The 23,335-nt window shown below is 72.8% G+C and carries 17 protein-coding genes and 1 pseudogene; 9 read left to right on the top strand and 9 right to left on the bottom strand.

Features of this window, described 5'->3' with window-relative positions; all coding sequences use genetic code 11:
• Positions 1–3 precede the first annotated feature (3 nt).
• Positions 4–1,995 carry an amino acid transporter gene (locus FNV62_RS11305; RefSeq protein ID WP_205523145.1) on the bottom strand — a complete coding sequence of 664 codons (1,992 nt, stop codon included), beginning with the start codon at positions 1,993–1,995 and terminating at the stop codon, positions 4–6.
• An 815-nt stretch (positions 1,996–2,810) separates the two neighbouring features.
• Here FNV62_RS11305 and FNV62_RS11300 point away from each other — a divergent pair.
• The 3 genes from FNV62_RS11300 (at position 2,811) to FNV62_RS11290 (ending at position 7,758) form a co-directional block, all read left to right on the top strand.
• Positions 2,811–3,437, top strand: a complete 627-nt coding sequence (locus FNV62_RS11300; protein WP_144315162.1) for a YigZ family protein — start codon at positions 2,811–2,813, stop codon at positions 3,435–3,437.
• 69 nt (positions 3,438–3,506) lie between these two features.
• A complete protein-coding gene (locus FNV62_RS11295; protein WP_144315160.1) occupies positions 3,507–4,670 on the top strand; it encodes an exonuclease SbcCD subunit D in 1,164 nt (387 codons plus the stop codon).
• A gap of 58 nt (positions 4,671–4,728) precedes the next feature.
• A complete protein-coding gene (locus FNV62_RS11290; protein WP_144315158.1) occupies positions 4,729–7,758 on the top strand; it encodes an AAA family ATPase in 3,030 nt (1,009 codons plus the stop codon).
• On the opposite strand, the gene FNV62_RS11285 is transcribed toward FNV62_RS11290, so the two are convergent.
• The gene (locus tag FNV62_RS11285) at positions 7,752–8,198 is read right to left on the bottom strand and encodes an Lrp/AsnC family transcriptional regulator (protein ID WP_054229027.1); all 447 of its coding nucleotides are present in this window, start codon (positions 8,196–8,198) and stop codon (positions 7,752–7,754) included. The genes FNV62_RS11290 and FNV62_RS11285 overlap by 7 nt on opposite strands.
• Positions 8,199–8,360: 162 nt before the next feature.
• Between FNV62_RS11285 and FNV62_RS11280 the strand changes: the two genes are divergently transcribed.
• Complete coding sequence (locus FNV62_RS11280; protein WP_143600961.1) at positions 8,361–8,867, top strand: rhodanese-like domain-containing protein; 507 nt, start codon at positions 8,361–8,363, stop codon at positions 8,865–8,867.
• Between the two features lie 6 nt (positions 8,868–8,873).
• On the opposite strand, the gene FNV62_RS11275 is transcribed toward FNV62_RS11280, so the two are convergent.
• Positions 8,874–9,743, bottom strand: a complete 870-nt coding sequence (locus FNV62_RS11275; protein WP_097288831.1) for a LysR family transcriptional regulator — start codon at positions 9,741–9,743, stop codon at positions 8,874–8,876.
• A 147-nt stretch (positions 9,744–9,890) separates the two neighbouring features.
• Here FNV62_RS11275 and FNV62_RS11270 point away from each other — a divergent pair, with 147 nt between their 5' ends.
• Complete coding sequence (locus FNV62_RS11270) at positions 9,891–10,814, top strand: MBL fold metallo-hydrolase (RefSeq protein ID WP_143600960.1); 924 nt, start codon at positions 9,891–9,893, stop codon at positions 10,812–10,814.
• Positions 10,815–10,954: 140 nt separating this feature from the next.
• On the opposite strand, the gene FNV62_RS11265 is transcribed toward FNV62_RS11270, so the two are convergent.
• A complete protein-coding gene (locus FNV62_RS11265; protein ID WP_144315156.1) occupies positions 10,955–12,646 on the bottom strand; it encodes a DUF885 domain-containing protein in 1,692 nt (563 codons plus the stop codon).
• Between the two features lie 63 nt (positions 12,647–12,709).
• Positions 12,710–13,234: an Lrp/AsnC family transcriptional regulator gene (locus tag FNV62_RS11260; protein WP_143600958.1), complete on the bottom strand. Its 525-nt coding sequence runs from the start codon at positions 13,232–13,234 to the stop codon at positions 12,710–12,712.
• Here FNV62_RS11260 and FNV62_RS11255 point away from each other — a divergent pair.
• Entirely contained in the window at positions 13,196–14,527 is a 1,332-nt protein-coding gene (locus tag FNV62_RS11255; RefSeq protein WP_143600957.1) for a trans-sulfuration enzyme family protein, read from the top strand. The two genes, FNV62_RS11260 and FNV62_RS11255, sit on opposite strands and share 39 nt — an antisense overlap.
• 48 nt (positions 14,528–14,575) lie before the next feature.
• Here FNV62_RS11255 and FNV62_RS11250 read toward each other — a convergent pair whose 3' ends face one another.
• From FNV62_RS11250 to FNV62_RS11240, 3 genes are all read right to left on the bottom strand, one after another.
• A complete protein-coding gene (locus tag FNV62_RS11250) occupies positions 14,576–16,000 on the bottom strand; it encodes a GNAT family N-acetyltransferase (protein ID WP_097283770.1) in 1,425 nt (474 codons plus the stop codon).
• A gap of 224 nt (positions 16,001–16,224) precedes the next feature.
• Positions 16,225–17,823, bottom strand: a complete 1,599-nt coding sequence (locus FNV62_RS11245; protein ID WP_143612802.1) for an alkaline phosphatase D family protein — start codon at positions 17,821–17,823, stop codon at positions 16,225–16,227.
• A 192-nt stretch (positions 17,824–18,015) separates the two neighbouring features.
• Entirely contained in the window at positions 18,016–19,443 is a 1,428-nt protein-coding gene (locus tag FNV62_RS11240) for a PLP-dependent aminotransferase family protein (protein ID WP_143612801.1), read from the bottom strand.
• Between the two features lie 67 nt (positions 19,444–19,510).
• Here FNV62_RS11240 and FNV62_RS11235 point away from each other — a divergent pair.
• Positions 19,511–20,308, top strand: a pseudogene (locus FNV62_RS11235) (DMT family transporter); the annotation flags it as partial.
• A 93-nt stretch (positions 20,309–20,401) separates the two neighbouring features.
• On the opposite strand, the gene FNV62_RS11230 reads toward FNV62_RS11235, so the two are convergent.
• On the bottom strand, positions 20,402–21,232 hold the full coding sequence (locus FNV62_RS11230) for an alpha/beta fold hydrolase (RefSeq protein WP_054229019.1): 831 nt from the start codon (positions 21,230–21,232) through the stop codon (positions 20,402–20,404).
• Between the two features lie 155 nt (positions 21,233–21,387).
• Between FNV62_RS11230 and FNV62_RS11225 the strand changes: the two genes are divergently transcribed.
• Both FNV62_RS11225 and FNV62_RS11220 read left to right on the top strand, forming a co-directional pair.
• Entirely contained in the window at positions 21,388–22,272 is an 885-nt protein-coding gene (locus tag FNV62_RS11225; RefSeq protein ID WP_143612800.1) for an RNA polymerase sigma-70 factor, read from the top strand.
• Positions 22,273–22,527: 255 nt separating this feature from the next.
• Positions 22,528–23,289, top strand: a complete 762-nt coding sequence (locus FNV62_RS11220; protein WP_143612799.1) for a GntR family transcriptional regulator — start codon at positions 22,528–22,530, stop codon at positions 23,287–23,289.
• Positions 23,290–23,335 lie beyond the last annotated feature (46 nt).

Genomic DNA, 23,335 nt, shown 5'->3' with positions numbered 1-23,335 from the left:
GAGCTAGCCCACGTGGATCCGGGGCCTGCGCTCGGGGTCCGGCTCGGCGCGGCGGAGCACTTCGCGGGTGACCGGGGCGACCTCGCCGTCGCCGAAGACGAGGAAGCGGACCAGGTGGCTGAGGGGGTTGCCCTCGGTCCAGTTGAAGTAGGCGTGCGGGACCTGGCCGGTGCGGTCGCGCAGCCGCATCATGACGGCCGCGATGGTGTTGGGCACGGTCGCGCCCTCGACGCGCAGCCTGCGCACCCCGTGCTTCTCGTCGCCGTGCACGGTCAGGTCGGCGGTGAAGTCCGAGGAGTCGGTCACGAACACCTCCAGGAACAGCACGGGACGGCCGTCCGGGATGTGCGTCTGCTCGCGCTGGCTGTACTCCTTGGCCCGGTACTCCCGGGTGCTGTGCTCGTGCGGCTCGTTCGCGATCAGCCGCAGCGGTCCGCTCGCCGCGGCCTCGTCGACGAAACGGGCCGCGGCCTCGTCGAACGTGACCTCGGCGGCGCGCAGTTCGAAGGCGCGGCGCACCCGGGAGGCGAACGAGGTGATCAGGATCGCCAGGATGAAGATCAGCGCGATCTTGATGCCGTCGGGGCGCTCGATGACGTTGGTGACCAGGGTGTAGCAGAAGACGGCGGTGATCGCGCCGAAGCCGATCGCGGCGGCGCGGTGGCCCCGCTGGTGCACGGCGACCGCCGAGGCGAAGGACGCGGAGAGCATCAGGACCAGCACACCGGTCGCGTACGCGCCGCTCTGGTCGTCGACGTTCGCGTTGAACCACAGCGTGATGAGGACCGCGGCCGCCATGAAGACGAGCACGAGGGGGCGGACGGCGCGCGTCCACTCGGGGGCCATGCCGTAGCGCGGCAGATAGCGCGGGACGAGGTTGAGGAGACCGGCGAGCGCGGAGGCGCCCGCGAACCAGAGGATGGCGATGGTCGAGAGGTCGTAGACCGTGCCGAACGCCTCGCCCAGGTGCTGGTGGGCCAGGTAGGCGAGGGCACGGCCGTTCGCCGCGCCGCCGCTCTTGAACTCGTCCTGCGGGATCAGGATCGTCGTCGCCAGGCTGGACAGCAGCAGGAAACAGCTCATGATCACGGCAGCCGTGGTGAGCAGCCTGCGGGTCTCGCGGATCCGGCCCGTCGGCTTCTCGTACGTGTCCGTCGGGTCGCCCTCGACCTGCGGCATCACCGCCACGCCCGTCTCGAAGCCGGACATGCCGAGCGCCAGCTTCGGGAAGACGAGGAGCGCCACGCCGATCATCGCGAGCGGCGAGGAGTGTTCGGCCGTCATCGCGTCGGTCCAGTCGCCGATCTTGACCGGGTGGCTGAGCACCTGCCAGGCGGAGACGGCCAGAACGACGACGTTGAGGGTGAGATAGGTGGCCACGAGCGCCACCGCGATCCCGATGGCCTCCTTGAAGCCCTTCAAGAAGACCGCGCCCAGCGCGGCTATGAGAAGGAGGGTGATCCAGGTGTTCCCGCCGTGCATCCAGTGCGGAGCGAAAGGATTCTCCACGACGTGTGCGGAGGCGTCCGCTCCGGACAGGGTGATCGTGATCAGGAAGTCGGTGGCCGCGAAGCCGAGCAGCACCAGGACGAAGATCTTCCCGGCCCACCAGGGCAGCAGCCGCTCCAGCATCGCGATCGAACCCTCGCCGTGGGGGCTCTCCTTGGCGACGCGACGGTAGACCGGCAGTGCGCCGAGCAGGGTGAGCCCGATCAGGACGAGGGTCGCGAGCGGGGAGAGCAGTCCGGCGGCGAGGGCCGCGATACCCGGCTGGTAGCCCAGCGTGGAGAAGTAGTCGACGCCGGTGAGGCACATCACCCGCCACCACTTGTGGCCCTGGTGCTCGGCGTCCGGGGTGGCGTGCGGGCCGGGGTGCTTGGCCGACTGCTCGCTGAGTCCCTCCAGAAGCCACGCCCGCCAGCGCGGTGCGGCTGCGGAGGGTTCCCGTTCGAGGGGCTCGGCGGAGTCCGAACTGTCCACCTGGGTGCCGGTCATGCTGCGATCTCCCTGCGATCGGTCGGGCCGGCGATCCGGCTTCGGGCAACGAGGAGCGAGTATCCACCACCCCGCCCCGCGCACCCGAGCCGGGTCCGCACGTCCGGAGGGACCCCGCCGAGCCGGGGGCGGCGACAGGGGTCGGCCGCGGGGTGACGCTGGTTGGCCGCGAGGCGACCGGGGCAGTCGTGCTGTCGCCGGGGCGACGGCGCGGGGCTCGGAGCGCCTCCACGGGGGTCCTTGGGCGCCCGGGGGGCGTGGTGCCTCCGCCGGAGGCGATCATCGGCGGACCCGCCGCCGCGGTCGGGCGCGGTGCGCGACGGAATCGGTGGCCGTGAGATCGGCCCGCCGCTGCCGGGGCCCAACGGGCGATCTCGGGTCCGTCGGGCGCGCGGCCGCCGAGGCCGCCCGCGCCGGGATGGGTCCGCGCCGGGATGGGCTCGCGCCGGGACAGGCCCCGCCGAGGCCGCCCGCGCCGAGGCCGCCTGTGCCGGGACGGGCCGCGCCGGGATGGGCCCTGCGGGGATGGGCCCTGCGGAGCCCTGCCGGGACGGGCCCCGCCGAGGACGCCCGGGCCCGCGCCGGGAGGCTGCGCTGGGATGGGCCCCGCCGAGGCCGCCTGTGCCGACGCCACCTGTGCCGGGACGGGCCGGGACGGGCTGCGCCGGGTCGCGCGGGGTCGAACGTGCCGCGACCGCCGCGCGGACGATCCGCGCCCTCTCGCCGCGCCGACGAGATCCCCGGGTCGCGCGCGCGTGCGGCGCGACCCGGGTCCGCCGTGCCGCACGCGCGCGGGAAGCGCATACGCTGGCGTGATGCAGGACGAGTACCGCACAGTGGCCCACGCGGGCGTGCACGAGACCGAGGTCAACCGCTCCCGCTTCCTGTGCGCTCTCGCCCCGGCGGCCACCGAGCAGGAGGCCCAGGAGTTCATCGCGGGCGTCCGCAAGGAGCACGCCGACGCCACGCACAACTGCTACGCGTACGTCATCGGAGCCGACGCCGCCGTCCAGAAGGCGAGCGACGACGGCGAACCCGGCGGCACCGCGGGCGTGCCCATGCTCCAGATGCTGCTGCGCCGCGACATGCGGTACGTCGTCGCCGTCGTCACCCGCTACTACGGCGGGGTCAAGCTCGGCGCGGGCGGACTGATCAGGGCGTACGGCGGCTCGGTCGGCGAGGCACTCGACTCCCTCGGCACACTCACGCGCAAACGCTTCCGGCTGGCCACGGTCACGGTCGACCACCAGCGCGCCGGCAAGATACAGAACGACCTGCGGTCCACCGGGCGCGAGGTCCGTGACGTCCGGTACGGCGAGGCCGTCACGATCGAGATCGGGCTGCCGGACACCGACATCGAGCCCTTCCGGGCGTGGCTCGCCGACGCGACGGCCGGGACGGCCGGGTTCGAACTGGGTGGAGAGGCGTACGGGGACGCATAGGCGGGCGGCGCGGACCGATACGGCAGTAGCCGCCCGTGATGTCCGACCCGCCCGTTAGTCTCGGGGATCATGAGGATTCTGCACACGTCCGACTGGCATCTCGGCCGGGCCTTCCACCGGGTGAACATGCTCGATGCCCAGGCCGGGTTCATCGGTCACCTCGTCGCCACCGTGCGTGAGTACGACGTCGACGCGGTGGTCGTGTCCGGGGACGTGTACGACCGGGCGGTGCCGCCGCTGGCCGCCGTCGAGCTCTTCGACGACGCGCTGCACCGGCTCGCCGACCTCGCAGTGCCCACGGTGATGATCTCCGGGAACCACGACTCGGCGCGCCGGCTCGGCGTCGGCGCCGGGATCATCGGCCGCGCGGGCATCCATCTGCGGACCGAACCCTCCGCGTGCGGCACGCCGGTGCTGCTCGCCGACGACCACGGCGACGTGGCCTTCTACGGTCTGCCCTATCTCGAACCGGCCCTGGTCAGGACCGAGTTCGGGGTCGAGAAGGCGGGGCACGAGGCCGTCCTCGCCGCCGCCATGGACCGGGTCCGCGCCGACCTCGCCACGCGCGCGCCGGGCACCCGCTCCGTGGTCCTCGCCCACGCCTTCGTCACCGGCGGGGCGGCCAGCGACAGCGAGCGGGACATCACCGTGGGCGGGGTGGCCGCCGTACCCGCCGGGGTCTTCGACGGCGTCGACTACACCGCACTGGGCCATCTGCACGGCAGCCAGACCATCACCGAGCGCGTGCGCTACTCCGGCTCCCCGCTGCCGTACTCCTTCTCGGAGGTCGACCACCGCAAGAGCATGTGGCTGGTGGACCTGGGGCCGGAGGGCTTCGTGGGCGCGGAGCGCGTCGACTGTCCCGTTCCCCGGAAGCTCGCCCGTGTCCGGGGGCACCTGGACGACCTGCTCGCCGATCCGCGGCTGGCGCGCCACGAGGAGGCGTGGGTCGAGGCGACCCTCACCGACCCGGTCCGCCCCACCGAGCCCATGGCCCGGCTGACCGAGCGCTTCCCGCACACGCTCAGCCTCGTCTTCGAACCGGAGCGGACCCCCGAGGACCCGGACGTCTCCTACGCCCGGCGGCTCGCGGGCCGCAGCGAGCAGCAGATCGCGGAGGACTTCGTGGCCCATGTGCGCGGCGCGGGCCCCGACGCCGACGAACAGGCCGTCCTGAGGGACGCGTTCGACGACGTCCACGCCGACGAGGCCGTTCGGGAGGTCGCCCGATGACCCCACGTACGCACGACACGCGAGACGCGCTGGACCCGCTGGACCCGAAGGAGGCCCGATGAGGCTGCACCGCCTGGACATCACGGCCTTCGGGCCGTTCGGCGGCACCCAGAGCGTCGATTTCGACGAGCTGTCGGCCGCGGGGCTCTTCCTGCTGCACGGCCCGACGGGCGCGGGCAAGACGTCCGTCCTCGACGCCGTCTGCTACGCGCTGTACGGGGCGGTCCCGGGCGCCCGCCAGAGCGGCCAGGGCCTGACCCTGCGCAGCGATCACGCGGCACCCGCGACGCGCACCGAGATCACTCTCGAACTCACCGTCGCGGGGCGCCGGTTGGAGGTCACCCGGCAGCCGCCCTGGGCCCGCCCCAAGAAGCGCGGCACGGGCACGACCACCGAGAAGGCGCAGAGCTGGCTGCGCGAGTACGAGGCGCCGGCGGCCACCTGGAAGGACCTCAGCCGCTCCCACCAGGAGATCGGCGAGGAGATCACCCAACTGCTCGGCATGAGCCGTGAGCAGTTCTGCCAGGTCGTGCTGCTGCCCCAGGGCGACTTCGCCCGCTTCCTGCGGGCCGACGCCGAGGCCCGCGGCAAGCTGCTCGGCCGGCTCTTCGACACCCACCGCTTCGCCGAGGTCGAGAAGCGGCTCGCCGAGCGGCGCCGCGCCACGGAGGCCGAAGTACGCGAGGGCGACGCCGCGTTGCTCGCCGACGCGCATCGCATGCAGCAGGCCGCCGGGGACATCGTCGAGGTGCCGCCGCCCGCTCTCGCGCCCGGTGAGCCCGGCCTCGCCGACGCCGTCCTGACCTGGGCCGCGGTGGCCCGCAGCACGGCCCGCGAGCGGCTGACCCTCGCGCGCACCGCGCGTACGGCGGCCGAGTCCGCGCAGGCCGCCGCCGACCGCGTACTCGACGACGTACGCGAAGTGGCCCGGCTGCAGCGCAGGTTCACCGAGGCGCGGGAGCGCGCCGCGCGGCTGGAGGAGCGCGCCGACGCCCATCGGGAGGCACAGGCGCGGATGGAGCGGGCGCGCAAGGCCGAGACGGTCGCCCCCGCGCTCGATCTGCGTGACACCGCCGAGGCCGAACACCGCAGCGCGGCCACGGCCGAGGCACGCGCGCGTCTCGCCCTGCCGGACACCTACGCCGGAGCCGGTGCGCCCGGGCTCGCGGCGGCGGCGCGCAAGGCGGCCGAGGAGCTCGGCGGCCTGGAGTCGGCCCGCAGGGCGGAGCGCCGGCTCGGCGAACTCACCCGGGAGCGCGCCTCCCTGGACCGCCAGGAGCGCGAGGACGAGGACGTCCGCCAGGACGCCGAGAGCTGGCTCGTCACCTGGGAGGTGACCCGCGCGGAGCTCCAGGCACGCGTCGAGTCCGCGCAGGAGGCCACCACACGTGCGGAACAGCTCGCCGAGCGGCGCGATCCCGCCCAGGCGCGGCTCAGGGCGGCCCGGCAGCGCGACCAGTTCGCCCGGGACACGGACGCCGCCCACGCTCGGGCCCTCGCCGCCCGTGAACGCGCGACGGACGCCCGGGTCCACTGGCTCGATCTGAAGGAACAGCGTCTTCAGGGCATCGCCGCGGAACTCGCCGCCGGTCTCGTCGACGGCGAGCCCTGCGCCGTGTGCGGCAGCTCCGCGCACCCCGCACCCGCGCGCAAGGACGCCGGACACATCGACCGGGAGGCCGAGGAGCGCGCCCTCGCCGCGTACCAGCGCGCCGACGAACAGGCCACCAAGGACGAGCGCGGGCTCGGCCTCGTACGCGAGGCGCTGGCGGCCGCGACCGCCGAGGCGGGCGACACACCGACCGGGCAACTCGCCGAGCAGGCCGAGGAGTTGGAGCTGCGGTACGCCGAGGCGCGGGCTGCGGGATCCGGGCTGCACGCCGCGCGGGAGCGGCTCGCGCAGGCGGGACTCGAGCACGAGCGGCGGGTCGCGGCCCAGCAGGAGATCGCGCTGCGATCCGCCGCCCGAGTCTCCCACCGCGACCGGAACGACGGCGAAAGGGCCTCCCTGGAGGAGGAGTTGGCGCAGGCGCGGGGCGCCGCCGAGAGCGTCGCCGCGCGCGCCGCGCAGCTGGAGCGGCGGGCCGCCCTGCTCGCGGAGGCTGCCGAGGCCGTGCGCGTGGCCGAGGACACCGCGCAGCGTCTGAAGGACGCCGACGCCCGCCTGTCCGACGCGGCCTTCCGTGCCGGTTTCGACACCCCTCAGGCCGCGGCCGCCGCGCTCCTCGACAACGCGGCCCACCGGGACCTCCAACGACGCCTCGACGCATGGCAGTTGGAGGACGGCGCGGTGCGCGCCGTGCTCGCCGAGGCCGACACGGCGGCCGCCGCCGAGCGGCCGACCGCCGACCTTGCCGCCGCCGAACGGGCCGCCGAGTCCGCCGCCCGACGGCTGCGGGAGACCGCCTCCGCCCAGGACGAGGCCGCCCGACGCTGCACGGAACTGGACCGGCTGTCGACGCGCGCGGGCACGTCCGTACGCCGGCTCGCGCCGCTGCGTGAGGAGTTCGACCGGGTGGCACGCCTGGCGGGGCTGGCCGCGGGCACCTCGGCGGAGAACGAGCGCAGGATGCGCCTGGAGTCGTACGTCCTCGCCGCCCGCCTGGAACAGGTGGCCGCCGCCGCGACCGTACGACTTCAGCGCATGTCCTCCGGGCGCTACACCCTCGTCCACTCCGACGACCGAGCCGGCCGTGGCCGCAGCGGGCTCGGACTGCATGTCGTGGACGCCTGGACCGGCCGGGAGCGCGACACGGCGACACTCTCCGGGGGCGAGACGTTCTTCGCCTCGCTCGCGCTGGCCCTCGGCCTCGCGGACGTCGTCACGGACGAGGCCGGCGGGGTGCGGCTGGACACGCTGTTCATCGACGAGGGTTTCGGCAGCCTCGACGACCAGACCCTGGACGAGGTCCTCGACGTGCTCGACTCCCTGCGGGAGCGTGATCGCAGCGTGGGCATCGTCAGCCATGTCGCCGACCTGCGGCGGCGCATCCACGCCCAGCTCGAGGTCGTGAAGGGCAGAACGGGATCGGTCGTACGGCAGCGGGGCGTCCAGGACCGAGTCGGCGGATCGCCGGGGGATCAGTGACCCAGGGGGCGCCGGGGGAGCGGTGAGGAGTACACGACACTCGTGGTCACCGAGCCCAGGGTGCCGATCCGGCCGGAGATCTTCTCCAGATGGTTCATCGAGCGCGCCGCGACCTTGATGACGAAGCAGTCGTCGCCCGTGACGTGGTGCGCCTCCAGGATCTCGGGCGTCGCCTCGACGAGGTCGTGGAACGGCTTGTAGTTGCCGTTCGGATAGCGCAGCCGGACGAAGGCCAGGATCGGCAGACCGAGGCTCTCCGGGTCGACGACGGCCGCGTACCCCTGGATGACGCCCGCCTCCTCCAGGCGGCGCACCCGCTCGGTGACCGCGCTCGCGGACATCGAGACGGCACGGGCCAGCTCCGCGAAGCTGGCCCTGCCCTCGCGCTGGAGGACGTCGAGGATGCGCCAGTCGGTGGCGTCCGGGGAATACGCGGTCATGAGCGATGGATAGCAGGGAAAACCCCGGCCGATCAAGAGCGATGCCGTGGATCCCCACTTCAGGAAGAGGATCACCGGCCGTAGATTTCTGGCCAGGAGATCCCCGTGGGGCCGGTGCCGCGAAGGTGCCGGTCAGCCGGGGCCGGGAGGGAAGGCAGGACCATGACTGTGACCGTCGACACCACGGTGACCAGCGCCGCGACCAGGACGAACCCCGTGCTGCGGGTCGCCCCGGCGTCCCCGGCCGAGGCCGTCGCCCACTTCGGCGCGAGCCTCGCCTTCCACGCCGATGTCTCCGACGTCGCCTCCGCGCTCGCGGCGGGCGGCGACCCCGGCTTCGTGGTCCTCGACTCCCGCTCCACCGCGTCCTGGGACCAGGGGCACGTGCCCGGTGCGATCCACCTGCCCACCGCGCTCATCCCCGAGCAGGCGGAGCAGCTCCTCGACAGGTCGGTGCCCGTCGTCACCTACTGCTGGGGACCCGGCTGCAACGGCGCGACCCGTGCCGCCCTCGCCCTCGCCGAACTCGGCTTCCTGGTCAAGGAGATGCTCGGGGGCTTCGAGTACTGGGTGCGCGAAGGCTTCGCGTACGAGACCTGGGAGGGAGACGAGCGGCGCGCGGCGGACCCGCTGACGGCTCCGGTGGACGCGGCGGACTGTGGCTGCTGACCGCCCCTAGGAGCGTGTGAGGGCCGTCGCGAGGCTGACGAACGAGCGGATGAGCGGGGTGGTGTGGGCGCTGTTCCACGCGATGACCAGATCACTGGGCGGCGCATCCGCCAAGGGGATCACCGTGAGGCCCTCGGGCAGGGCCTGGGAGTGCGCGAGGGGCATCAGCCCGACGGTGTCGTTCCACAGGACCGACTGGAGGCATTCGTGGGCGGTGCGGATGACGGGACCGTCATGGCGCCCGTCGGCGCCGGGCGGGCCCGTCCAGAAGGCCTGCCACAGCGGGTCCGTGCCCTCCGGAAACCGGAACCAGCGGCGGTCGGCGAGTTCGTCCAGGCGCAGCCGGTCGCGGTCGGCCAGCGGGTCGTCGGCGCGCAGGACCACACCGATCGGGTCCGACCGCAGCACGCGGGTGCTGATGCCGGTGTCGTCGAAGGGCGCCCGCGTCAGGGCCACGTCGACGAGGCCGGCCCGCAGTCCGATGGTCGGGTCGGTCAGGTCGGCCTCGCGGATGCGGATGCGCACGGCGGGGTGTTGGTGCCGGTAGGCGACGGCCAGCCGGGTGCCGACCTGCTCGGCGCTGTCGGCGAGGGTGCCGATGGTCAGGGTGGCCGTGCCGGCCGCGGCGGCCACCCGGGCCCTGGCCTGGTCGGCCCGCGCCAGCAGGGTGCACGCCTCGTCGTGCAGGAGGGCCCCGGCCGGGGTGAGGGTGACGCCCGTGGGTGAGCGGCGCAGCAGTTCGCAGCCGAGGTCGGTCTCCAGCTGCTTGACGGCCCGGCTCAGCGGCGGCTGGGTCATGTGCAGTCGCGCGGCGGCCCGGCCGAAGTGGAGTTCTTCGGCGACCGCCACGAAGTAGCGCAGGGTCCGCAGCTCCATCATCGCTCCATCGCCGTCCCGAGCCGCTCTCTCGACTTCGCTCAACTGCGACGATACCCGTGCGGTATCGGGGTTGCGAGATCGGTGTTGGACGCACCGGACGTCCCGCGCTGGACTGGTGGCTCAGCGCAACACCGAGGAGTCGCAGTGTCTGAGGAAGCGGTGACGACGGATCCCGTCGTGCACGTCGAGGGTGCTCAGGAGCTGGCCCGTGACCTGGTGGTCATCCCCGACCGGCGGGTGCAGCTCGTGCCCAACATCGGCGTGATCGGCGGTCATGGTGCCGTGCTCGTCGTCGAGACCGGCATGGGCCCGAGCAACGCCGAAAAGGTGCTGGAGTTCGCGGCCGACCATGCCAAGGGACGTCGGATCTACCTGACGACGACGCATTTTCACCCCGAGCACGCCTTCGGGGCGCAGGTGTTCGCCGGGGAAGCGACGTTCCTGCTCAACCGGGACCAGGCCGAGGACCTGAAGGTGAAGGGGCCGGGTTACCTGGAGATGTTCAAGGGGCTCGGCGAGCCGGTCGAGCGTCGGCTCCAGGGCGTCGAACCGGCGCGGCCCGATGTCGTCTACGACCAGGCGTACGACCTGGACCTGGGCGGGCGGGTGGTGCAGCTGCGGGCCACCGGCCGGGCCCACAGCAGGGGCGACCAGGTGGTCAGGGTGCCGGACGCGGACGTCCTGTTCACGGGGGACCTCGTGGAAGCCGGGCAGTTCGCCATCTTCCCCTGGTTCCCGCCCTACGACACCGACGTGTCCGGAACCCGCTGGATCGCGGTGATGGAGCGGCTGGCGGCTCAGGCTCCCCGGATCGTGGTGCCCGGCCACGGCGAGGTCGGCGGTGCGGGGCTGCTGGCAGACGTGCGCGACTACCTGCGGCTGCTGCGGGACGAGACATGGGCCCGCCGGGACTCCGCCGTGGACGAGCGGACGATCGTCGAGGAGATCTCGGCGCTGATGCTCGAACGGCACCCGGAGTGGGTCGGCCGGGAGTGGATCGAGAAGGGCGTCGGCTGCCTGTGCTCCGAGCATGCCGAGCACACCGAACACGCCGAGCACGCCCGGTAATTCCGGTACTCCCCGTACTTGATACCCCACGTGCCTGATACCCCGCGTACTGGATACGCGGGGTACTGGGTACGCGGCGTACTGGATACGCGACGGCCGGGCTCAGTCGTCGCGGTGAGCCCGGCCGTCGTCGGAGTCCGTCAGAGCCGGGACAGTTCGTCCACCAGGTCGTCCAGGCCCAGCGAACCCTGGGACAGGGCCGCCATGTGCCAGGCCTTGGCGTCGAAGGCGGCGCCGTGCCGCTTCTTCGCGTTCTCGCGGCCCAGCAGCCAGGCCCGCTCACCGAGCTTGTAGCCGATGGCCTGACCCGGGATGGAGAGGTAGCGGGTGAGTTCGCTCTCCACGAAGTCGGCCGGACGGCTGCTGTGCGCGCCGAAGAACTCCTGCGCCAGCTCCGGGGTCCAGCGCTCGCCCGGGTGGAAGGGAGAGTCCGCCGGAATCTCCAGTTCGAGGTGCATGCCGATGTCGACGATGACCCGGGCCGCGCGCATCATCTGCGCGTCCAGGTAGCCGAGCCGCTGCTCCGCGTCCTCCAGGAAGCCGAGCTCGTCCATCAGCCGCTCCGCGTACAGCGCCCAGCCCTCGGCGTTGGCGCTGACGAGACCGACGGTGGCCTGGTAGCGCGAGAGGTCGTCGACCACGTACACCCACTGGGCGAGCTGGAGGTGATGGCCGGGGACGCCCTCGTGGTACCAGGTCGAGACGAGGTCGTACACGGGAAAGCGGGTCTGCCCCATGGTGGGCAGCCACGTGCGGCCGGGCCGCGAGAAGTCCGCGGACGGCGCGGTGTAGTACGGGGCCGCCGCGCCGCCGGGCGGCGCGATGCGCGACTCCACCTTCCGTACCGGCTCGGCGAGTTCGAAGTGGGTGCCGTCCAGGGCGTCGATCGCCCGGTCCATCACTCCCTGGAGCCACGTCTGGACCTCGTCGACGCCCTCGATGTGCCTGCCGTGCTCGTCGAGATGCGCGAGCGCCACCCAGGGGGTCTCGGCGCCGGGCAGGATCTTCTCGGCCTCGGACCTCATCTCCGCGAGGAGCCGGTGGTACTCGGACCAGCCGTACGCGTACGCCTCGTCGAGGTCGAGATCCGTACCGTTGAAGTAGCGCGCCCAGCGCGCGTACCGCTCGCGGCCCACCGTGTTCGGCGCGCCCTCGATCGTGGGCGCGTAGACGTCACGCATCCAGTCGCGCAGCTCCACCAGGGCCCGTGTGGCCGTCCGGGCGGCCGTGTCCAGCTCGTCCCGCAGGGCATCGGGCCCCGCGGACACGAAGTCCTCGAACCAGCCACGGCCCTGCCCGTCCGGGTCCGACCACTCGGTGAGCTGCTCGATGAAGGTCGCGGTGGGGCGCGGGCCCGCGTACAGCTTGCGCTCCAGGCCGAGGGCGAGGGACTCGCGGTACCCCGTAAGGGCGGTCGGCACCGCGCGCAGTCGCTCGGCGATCGCGGCCCAGTCCTCGTCCGTCTCCGTGGGCGCGATGGTGAACACCTGGCGCACGTAGTGCGCGGCCGTCTGCATGTTGCCGACGGCCCGCAGGCCCTCGTCGGCGTCGTGGACGGCCAGTTCGGCGGTGAGCCGCTCGCGCAGCAGCCGGGCGCAGCGGCGCTCGATGTCGCTGTCCGCCCCCGGCCGCCGCTCCGCCTCGTCGAGCCGGGCGAGCGTCGTCCGCGCCAGCGCCGCGACGGCCTCCTGCCCCGCGGGCGAGGTGTCGGGGAGCTTGTCGGCACTCTCCTTCACACCGAGGTAGGTACCGAGGACCGGATCGAGGGCGATGAGATCGTCGACATACGCGTCGGCGACCTCGCGGGGCAGCGGGCTCTTCGTCTCTGACATGCCGACATCCTCATACGAGGACGGGTGCCGCGTCAGCCCGGTCGACCGGGCATGGGGCGGGCATCAGCCTGATTTTGCCGAGGTCGGCGCCGAGGACGAGGAGGAGGGCGACGGCGGGGAGGGCGGGAGTAGTGGGCCGCAGTCCCACTGCTGGAAGATCAACCGGGTCTCCACCCGGGCCACCTCGCGCCGGGACGTGAACTCGTCGAGGACCAGCCGTTGCAGGTCGGCCATGTCCGCGACGGCGACCAGGACGAGGTAGTCGTCGGGCCCGGTGAGGTGGAAGACGGTCCGGGACTCCGGCAGCGCCCTGATCCGCTCCACGAACGGCCCGACCAACTCGCGGCTGTGCGGTCTGACCTGCACGGACAGCAGGGCTTCCAGGCCCCGCCCGAGCTTCGCCGGATCGAGGCGCAGCTGATGGCCGAGAATCACCCCCGCGCGGCGCAGCCTCGTCACCCGGTCCAGGCAGGTCGAGGGCGCGACTCCGACCTGCGCGGCGAGATCGCGGTAGGTCGTCCGTGCGTCGTTCTGGAGCAGCCGCAGCAGATGAAGATCCACCGGATCGAGTACGACAGATTCGGCCATGGCCCGAACGTTACACGGAGTGTGCGTCCGGGGTCCCGGCCGGTGTTCAGTCTGCTGTGCATGGAATCCGTGGTGCACGACGCATACGAAGCTCAGGACGGCTCCCGCGACACTCAGGGCGACTCCTATGACGGTCGGGACGACCTCTACGGCGTTCAGGGCACCCGTGCCCTCGCGCCGCGTGCCCTCGCCACCGAGGCCGTGCACGCGGGGCGGGAGGACCTCGCCCGGCTGGGGCTGCACGCCGCGCCGATCGACCTGTCCACGACCTACCCCTCGTACGACAGTCGCGGCGAAGCCGCTCGCATCGACGCGTTCGCGGCCGACGGCGCCGAGCCGGAGGGCCCGCCCGTCTACGGGCGCCTCGGCAACCCGACCGTCGCCCGTTTCGAGACCGCCCTCGCCCGCCTCGAAGGAACCGAGAGCGCGGTCGCCTTCGCGAGCGGCATGGCCGCGCTGAGCGCCGTACTGCTCGTGCGCAACGCGCTCGGCCTGCGCCACGTCGTCGCCGTACGGCCCCTGTACGGCTGCAGCGACCACCTGCTCACCGCCGGGCTGCTGGGCTCCGAGGTCACCTGGGTCGACCCGGCGGGCATCGCGGACGCCCTGCGCCCCGACACCGGCCTCGTCATGGTCGAGTCCCCGGCCAATCCGACGCTCGCCGAACTCGACCTGCGCGCCGTCGCGCACGCCTGCGGGTCCGTTCCGCTGCTCGCCGACAACACCTTCGCCACACCCGTGCTGCAACGCCCCGCGGAGCAGGGAGCCCGCCTGGTCCTGCACAGCGCCACCAAGTACCTGGGCGGACACGGGGACGTCATGGCCGGAGTGGTGGCCTGCGACGAGGAGTTCGCCCGGGGGCTGCGCCAAGTGCGGTTCGCGACCGGGGGCGTGCTGCATCCGCTGGCCGGGTATCTGCTGCTGCGCGGCCTGTCGACCCTGCCCGTACGGGTCCGGGCCGCGTCCGCCAACGCCGCCGAACTCGCCCGCCGGCTCGCCGCCGATCCGCGCGTCGACCGCGTCCACTATCCGCGGATCGGCGGTGCCATGATCGCCTTCGAGGTCCACGGCGACCCGCACGAGGTCATCGCCGGGGTCCGTCTGATCACCCCGGCGGTGAGCCTCGGCAGTGTCGACAGCCTGATCCAGCATCCGGCGTCCATCAGCCACCGCATCGTGGCCGCCGACGACCGCCGCGAGTCGGGGGTCGGTGACCGGCTGCTGCGCCTGTCGGTGGGGCTGGAGGACGTGGAGGACCTGTGGGCCGATCTGGACGGTGCGTTGGGGCGGTGACCAGGGAGAGGCCCCGGGCAAGGTGCCCGGGGCCTCCCGGTGTCCGTCCTACTTCTTCTGCCCCTGCTTCTGCTCCTGGTCGTACGGCAGTCGGGAGGCCACCGGAGTGGCGTCCAGGCGGGCCGTGATGACGAGGGTGCCCTCCTCGATCTGGTAGTCGAGGGGGAGGTCCAGGCCGCGCATGGCGGCGACCATGCCGGTGTTGGAGGCCTGCGTGACGGCGTACACGCTCTCGCAGCCCGCCTCGACGGCCATCGTCACGAGCCGGCCGAGCAGTTCGGCGCCGATCCCGCGCCGCTGCCAGTCGTCCTCGACGAGCAGCGCGATCTCCGTCTCGTCGCCGTCCCAGAGGAGATGGCCGAGCCCGACGACGCGTCCCGAGGCCGTCTGCACGGCGAGGGTGCGTCCGAAGCGCGGGCTGAGCAGGTGGTTCAGATAGCGGTCCGCGTCACCGACCGGCCCGTGGTAGCGCATGCTCAACGTGCGCGGGGAGCAGCGCTCGTGCATCGCCTTCGCCGCGGCGACGTCGGAGACGTCGGCGCGACGCACGGTGATCGCGTTGCCCTCCGGAAGTGTCAGCATGTCCTGGTGGAGCGGGATGCGCGGACCCAGCCGCGCGTCCAGCTCCACCAACGCCCGCGCCCGAGCGAACTCGGTCGGCGTGAACGGCAGATACGGCCGTTCCACCGTGATCACCCCACCCTCCGGTGCGCGCAACCGCATCACCGTGTCTTCCAGCACTCCTTCGACCGGCGCGCCCTCTTCCGCCCGACCCGACCCGGGGGAGCGGGCGGGCAGCGAGCGAATGGTGCACCTACCGAGCAACTGCCGGAGGGCGAGCGGAAGTTCCGCGGCGTCCAAAGCCGTGCGCGTGGCGAGTCCCAGGACGCGCGTCGGAGCGTCCACCAGGTCGTGGGCGTCGGCCCGTTCGATCCAGGTCCCGGTGCCGCCCGCCAGCGAGACGGCGCGGGTGATCTCGGACGCGTTCAGTTCGACGGGCGCGCGGAGCAGGAACTCGTCGACCGTGCCCTCGGCGAGCGGGTGCGTCTGCAGGCTCAGGATGTCGACCCGCTGGTGGGCCAGGGCCATGCACAGCGCGGCCAGCGAACCGGGCTCGTCCTTCACCGTCGTCCGCATCCGCCACAGGACGGTCTCTCCGGTGACGGTCTCCGGCGCCGCCGTGGCCCGGTCGGCCCGCCCGGACCCTCGCCCCACGGCGAGCGTCCGGGCACCGGTATCGCCCGAGGGCGGGGCGTGACCGTGGCGGCGTGCCCACCATGTGTGGAATCCGGCCGTGGCCACCAGGACCACGGACGAGATCACCAGCAGGGCCGGGCCGTCGGGGCCGTGTCCGATCAGGTTGGCGACGGCGTCGGCGACCGCGACGGCCGTGAACAGCGCGGCGAGCTCGACCACGTCGCGTCGCCAGTGGTGGACGGGGCGTCCGTGCTTCGCCCGGGTCACATCAGACATGTCTGGAGTCATGCAACCACTGTGAAGGAATGGTGTTGCGTGATCACGAACGGTCTGTGACTGATCGGTAAAGTGTCGTTCTATCCTTTTTGCGGTTCTTTTTGCCCTTGTTTTGCCTACCTCGGATCATCTGGCTTACGTGCCTGGTCACGAGAGCGGCCGCGCACCGGGGGATGACTCCGGTGCGCGGCCCGACCCTTCGAGGGTACGGGAGTTGGGCGCCGTTACTGACCCACACGCCCCGGCTGCAACACCTGTGTGAACAACACCGTGCCGTCCAGGTCGCGCAGCCGCACCGTCAGCTCCCCGCTGTCGCCGTCGATGTCGACCTCGCCGAAGAACTGGTAACCGTCCGCCGGCGAGACGTTGGCGGTGGCGGGAGCCTTGACGAAGACCCGGTCGGGGCCGAAGGTGCCGTCCAGGGCGTTCGCCTGGAAGGCGCCCGCGTTGAGCGGTCCGGAGACGAACTCCCAGAACGGCTCGAAGTCCTTGAAAGCGGCCCGCGAGGGGTCGTAGTGCTGTGCCGAGGTGTGGTGGACGTCGGCCGTCAGCCACACGGTCCCGGTGATCCGCCGGTGCTTGATGAACCGCAGCAGCTCGGCGATCTGCAGCTCGCGGCCGAGCGGCGCGCCCGGGTCGCCCTGGGCGACGGCCTCGATGTTCGGCTTGCCCTCGACCGGGTCGGGCACGACCAGGCCGAGCGGCATGTCGGCGGCGATGACCTTCCACACCGCGCGCGACGCGGCCAGCTCGCGCTTGAGCCACTCCAGCTGTTCGCGGCCGAGGATGCCCTGCGGGTCGGTCGTCTGGTCGTCGGGCGAGTTGGCGTTCCGGTAGGTCCGCATGTCCAGGACGAACACGTCCAGGAGCGGGCCGTGGTGGACGGTCCGGTAGATCCGTCCGTCCGGGCGTCCGCTGACGGTGGAGATCGGGAAGTACTCCGAGAACGCCCGCCGGGCACGGGCGGCCAGGTCGTCGAGTTTCGTGCCAGCCGGATAGGGGGTGCCGGACCCGATGACCTCGCCCGGGTACCAGTTGTTGCGGACCTCGTGGTCGTCCCACTGGATGATGTTCGGAACCCGGGCGTTGAACCGGCGCAGCGCCGAGTCCAGCAGGTTGTAGCGGAAGTTGCCCCGGTAGTCGGCCAGGGTGACCGCGACGTGCGACTTCTCCTCGGTGGTGATGTTCCGGTACAGGCTGCCGTCCGGAAGCGGCGCCGTGGCCGAGATCGGGCCGTCGGCGTAGATGTTGTCGCCGCTGCACAGGAAGAAGTCCGGGTCCACCTTCGCCATGGCGTCGAAGATCCGGTAGCCGCCGATGGACTCGTTGATGCCCCAGCCCTGTCCGGCCAGGTCACCGGACCAGACGAACCGGACGTCGTGGCGCCGCTTCGCGGGCGCGGTGCGGAAGGTGCCGGTCACCGGCTCGCCCGTACGACGCGGATCGTCGGGGTCGGCCAGCAGCACGCGGTAGTGGATCTGCTCGCCGGAGGGCAGTCCGTGCAGCCGTGTCGTACCGGTGAAGTCGGAGTCCGCGCCGAGCAGCGGACCGTGCCATCTGCGCGGGTTGCGGAAGGACTCGGTCGCGGACGTCTCGACGATCATCCGGGCGGGGCGGTCCGAGCGGACCCACACCAGGCCGGAGTGCGCGCTCACGTCTCCGGCCTGGACACCCCACCCCGCCTCGGGCCGCCCGGACAGCGCGAACGCCGGGGCCGAGCCGAGTGCGGTGGGCAGGGCCAGGGCCGCGGAGGCGGCGAGGGATCCGCGCAGGACGCCGCGGCGACCGGGGAGGGGGAGAGGGCTTTGCGGGCGGTGTGACATGAATGCGCCTCCAGGGTCGGAGTCGACGGAGTCGGGCGATGTGCCCAGCCACAACTACGGGTGCGCCGCAGCGCACACGGAAACCACAAGTGAACAACTGGCCCCGTCGACAAGGGCGGCGACATCCGCCCCCGAGCGCGCACGTCCCACGGATGCTCCGGCTTCCCACTCACCCGGACGCTTCTTCAGCGGTCAGGCGCGCAGCGCCTGCGCCATCAGACGTACGCCGTCGCGGATCCGCGCGGGGGACTGGTGGGCGTAACCGAGCACCAGGCGTACGTCGGCGCGCTCGACCGTCCGCCCGTAGTCCGTCAGTGGGCGCACGGACACCCCCGCCGCCGCGGTTCGCTCCAGGAAGTACTCCGGCGGCCCGTACCTCCCGGGCAGCACGGCGATGACATGCAGGCCCGCCGCGATCCCGGACACCTCGGTACCGGGAAAGTGCTCCTCCAGCGCGGATACGAGGGTGTCGCGCCGTTCCCGGTAGGCGCGCTGGCAGCGGCGCAGCTGCCGGTCGTAGTCGCCCCGTTCCACGAAGCGGGCCAGGAGCGCCTGGTCCACGACGGGGTTCCCGAGGTCCATGGTGCGCTTGCGCTCGACGACCTCCTCGGCGAGCGCCGCCGGTACCAGCAGCCAGCCGAGCCGCAGCCCGGGCGCGAGCGACTTGCTGACCGACCCCGTGTAGGCGACGCGCTCGGGATCGAGCCCTTGAAGCGCCCCCACGGGAGCACGGTCGTAGCGGAAGTCCCCGTCGTAGTCGTCCTCGACCACCAGACCGTCCACCGAGCGCGCCCAGTCGAGGAGTTCCGTGCGGCGCCGTGCCGAGTAGGCGATCCCCGACGGGAACTGGTGGGCGGGCGTGGTCACCACCGCCCGTACGCCCGACTCCTTCAGCGGCCCGCTGGCCAGCCCTTCGCCGTCCAGCGGCAGCGGTACGGCGTCGAGGCCGGCCGAGGCGTAGAGGGCGCCGTGCTCCGGGCTTCCGGGGTCCTCTACGCCGATCGCGCGCACCCCGCGCGCGTGGAGCACGAATCCGAGCAGGGTCGTCGCCTGCGCGACCCCGGAGACCACGATGACGCGCTCGGGGTCCGCGACCACGCCGCGGCGCCGTGCGAGCAGTTCGGCGAGGGCGGTGCGCAGCCGGGGCAGACCGCGCGGATCCGGGTAACCGAGCGCTTGGTGGGACAGTTCGGCGAGGACCCCGCGCTGGGCGGCCGCCCAGGCGGCGCGCGGGAACAGCGACAGATCCGGTGTCCCGGGAAGGAAGTCGGCGCGGGCCCCGGCGGGGCGCGGTGCGAGGTCACGCGCGCGCGGGTGGGCCGCCCGGGCGGCGCCGCCGACCCAGGTCCCCGCGCCCCGGTCGCTGCGCAGGTACCCCTCCGCGGTCAACTGCTCGTACGCCTCCGTGACCAGCCCCCGCGACACCCCGAGGTCGGCGGCGAGCTCGCGGCTGGACGGCAGCCGGGTGCCCGGCGCGAGCCGCCCGGTGCGGACCGCCTCGCGCAGCGCGGCCTGCAAAGCGCGCCCACGCGCGCGTGCCGGTGCCGATACGGCCGGCACGAGCAGCTCCCATGCGGGCCCCGACGGCGTGATCTCCGAGGCGGCCCCCGACGGCGTCATGTGGTCCCCGATGGCGTCATGAAAGTGGACCTTAAACCGGACCGCGGCGCTTCGTAGCGTCACCGTCATGAACACCACCCCCCTCCGCGGGTCGCTGCTCGCCGCCCTCGCCTGCGTCCTCGTCGGAGGCTCCTTCACCGCCAACAGCGTCCTGGGCCACTACCCGTACGCGGGGGGTCAGTTCCTTCGCTACGGTCTCGCCTGCGTGCTGCTCCTGCCGCTGGTCGGACGGGGTGGCACGGCACCGCTGCGGCGGCTCACGGTACGCCGGTGGGGGCGCCTCGCGCTGCTCGCGGCCGTCGGCATGGTCGGCTTCAACCTCGCCGTGATCGCCGCCGAACGCACCGCGGAACCAGCCGTTCCGGGCGTGTTCGTGGGCTGCGCCCCGGTGGTCGTGGCCGTTGTCGTCCCCCTTCTTGAGGGGCGCCGGCCCCAACGCCCGGTCCTGTACGGGGCGTCGCTCGTCGCGGTGGGCGCCTTCACGGTCCAGGGCTGGGGCCGCACCGACGGCACGGGGATCGCGTACTCCGTGTGCGCGCTCGCGGGCGAGGTGGGCTTCGCGGTGCTCGCCGTACCCGTGCTGCGCCCGCTGGGGCCCCGGCTGCTGTCGGCCACCGTCTGCGGGATCGCCGCGGTCGAGTCGGCGGTGGCCGGGATCCTCACCGCGCGCCTCACCGGCGGCGCGTGGCTGCGGATGCCGGAAGCCACCGAGGTCGCCGCGCTGTTGTGGCAGGCGGCGGTCGTCACGGTCGTCGGCTTCGTGTGCTGGTACATGGGCATGCAGCGCATCGGCGCGGAGCGCGCCACGCTCTTCTCCGGGCTCATCCCCGTCGCCGCGGCCTGCACGGCGCCGCTGGTCGGCACCGGCGCGTACGGCGCCGCGCAGGCCGCGGGCAGCGCCCTGGTCGGCGCGGGCGTCGTCCTGGGCTCCGGCGCGTGGCGCCTCAGCCGGCGTCGGTCAGCGGCTGCCGTCGAGGATCACGCGGGCGACGAGCGCCGGGTCGTCGTTCATCGGGACGTGACCGCAGCCCGGCAGCCGCACCAGCCGGGCCCGGGGAATGATGTGCTTGGCCCGGATCCCCTGGCGGCGCACCAGCAGCCGGTCCCGGGTGCCCCAGGCCACGGTGACGGGCAGCCCCGGGATGTCGTCCGTGAACTGGACGGTGGTGCCGGCCCGGAGGGTGTCGGCGAAGCCCTCGGCGCGGGCCAGCGCGAGGGTCTCGGCGACCACGGCCTCGGGTGAACGGCGGCCGGGCCGGGCGTAGATGGTGCTGGTCAGGGCGGCCCGCCCGGCCGCCGAGCGGGAGAGCCGCTCGATCACCGGGAGCGGCAGGCGCCGCGCGCCCTGCCGCATCGCGAGCAGCACACCGAAGGCGTAACGCCGCTCGACCGGCGACCAGAACCCGGCGGGCGAGATCGCGGTGACGGACCGTACGAGCTTCTCGCGGCCCAACTCCAGGGCCAGCAGGCCGCCCAGGGAGTTGCCCGCCACGTGCGGACGCTCGATCTCCAGCGCCTCGCACAGCCCGCCGAGCGTGGGCACCACCGTCCCGAGGTCGTGCCTGAGCCCGTCGGGCAGCGCCGGGGACTCGCCGAACCCGGGCAGGTCGACGGCTATCACCTCGCGTTCGGCGGCCAGGATGTGCACGACCGGGTCCCAGGCCTGCCGGTGGTGGCCGATGCCGTGCAGCAGGAGCAGCGGTTCGCCGGTGCCCACGCGCGCGTAGGACATGGTCACGGTCCGCGGACCGTGCGCGGAGGGAAGGCTGAAGGAGACCGTGGCGGACATGATGCTGCTCCTCGTCTGGTGGCACGTTGACGAACCGTCTTCGTAGACAGCTTGTCAGCAACTGCTACCGACGGGTAGCCCCTTGTCGCCACGAGACCGACGCGTTCACCGGCGCCGCCTGGACACGGCGGGATGTGCCGGGATGGGATGGGGCCGTGACCATCGACACCGCGACCGAGGTCTTCGAAGAGCACCGCCCCGTCCTGATGGGCGTCGCCTACCGCATGCTGGGACGGGTGGCCGACGCCGAGGACGTCGTCCAGGAAGCCTGGCTGCGCTGGTCCGGCGCCGACCGCACCGAGGTGCGCGAACCACGCGCCTACCTGGTGCGCATCGCCACCCGGCTCGCCGTCGACCGACTGCGCCAGGTGCGGTCGCGCAACGAGGCGTACGTGGGACCGTGGCTTCCCGAGCCGTACGTCACCGACTTCGGGGACACCGTCCCCGACACCGCCGAGCGGGCCGTGCTCGCCGACTCCGTCTCGCTCGCCGTCCTCGTCGTCCTGGAGTCCCTGTCGCCCCTGGAACGCGCGGTGTTCGTCCTCAGAGAGGCGTTCGGCTACCCGTACGCGGACATCGCCGCCGTCCTCGACCGGGGCGAGCCCGCCGTGCGCCAACTCGCCGGACGGGCGCGCAAACACGTCGAGGAGCGACGCCCGCGCTACGAGGTCGACCCGGCCGAACGCCGCGACCTGACCGAGCGGTTCCTCGCGGCGGCGGCCGGAGGAGACCTGGAGGGGCTCATGTCCCTGCTGGCCCCGGACGTCCGCCTGATCGGCGACAGCGGCGGACTGTCCAAGGCGCCGCTGCGGGTCATCGAGACCGCGGACAAGGTGGGCCGCTTCCTGTACGCCATCGCCCAGCAGGGTGTTCCCGACCCGTCGTACCGCTCCCTGGAGCTCAACGGAGGCGCCGCGCTCCTCGTCCTCTCCGGCGACAAGCCCGACAGCACCGTCCAACTGGATGTCGTGGACGGCCGGATCCAGTGCATCTACATCGTGCGCAACCCCGAGAAGCTGGTGTCCCTGGGCAACCAGTAGCCACTGCGCTCCCCTCATTCCCCTCGAAAGCCCCCGTCTTCTGGACGGGGGCTTTCGACGTCGTGTCACGAACATCGCCCCGCGCGAACGCCCTGTGAACGCTGTGCGGCAAGACGCCTCCGCAATCCGTAAGGGATCGAGGATTGGTCTTGACCAAGGGTGGGGGCGGCCCTATGGTCGCAGGGATAGTGCAAGAACCTTTAATAAACAAGGGCGCTAAAACGCCGCCGGGCCACGGCGATTGCGGAGGACAGGGTGGGGACCACGCAGCTGGAAACGGTGCCGGAGCCGAAGTACTGGCATCTCAAGACGGTGCTCACCGAGGCATTGGACTCCGAGTTCTCCGTGGGCGAGGTCCTGCCCAACGAACGCGACCTCGCGGCCAGGTTCGGCGTCGCCCGCGCCACGCTGCGCCAGGCGCTGGAGCAGCTGGAGCTCGAAGGGCGACTGCAGCGCCGCCGCGGGGTGGGCACGACCGTCGCCCCGCCGCGCGTGGGCGTGGCCGTCGGAACCGAGCAGCATGTGTGGCCGGGCGCGGTCGGCGACGCCTGGCGGCCCGTGGACTGCGCGGTGGCGGTCCCGCCCGCCGCGGTGGCCGAGGTCCTGGAGACAGGCCCCGACGACCAGGTGCACACGATCCGCCGCTCCCGTGTGACGCACGGCCAGCCGGTCGCCGCCGAGCTGCTCTACATCCCGGCGTCCTCGGTACCCGGCCTGCCCGCGATCGACGCCCCGTCGGGGGCGACCCTCGCCCGTGCCGTGCTGCGCGAACTGCAGCACCTCGACCTGGAGGGCCAGGACCGCGCCGTGGAGCTCGGCTCGGCCCGCGCGGACGACGCCAAGGAGCTGGACCGGCTGCCCGGGGCGCCCGTCCTCGTCGTCACGACCCGTTACGTCGCCGACGGGCGCACCGCCGCCGTCTCCGTGGCCACGTACCGCGCCGACACCTGCCGGCTGACCTTCGGCGACTCAGGCGGCGTGGAGATCCACCACGACCCCGAGCGCCGGGCCTCCTGAACCGCGGCCCAGGCCTGCTCCAGGCGGCAGCCCCGAGGTCTCTGCC

Origin of the sequence: Streptomyces sp. RLB3-17, assembly GCF_007113425.2 — a bacterium.
GTDB lineage: Bacteria > Actinomycetota > Actinomycetes > Streptomycetales > Streptomycetaceae > Streptomyces > Streptomyces mirabilis_D.
The sequence above is the reverse complement of the archived record's forward strand: the minus strand, read 5'-3'. Positions and strand labels throughout refer to the sequence as shown.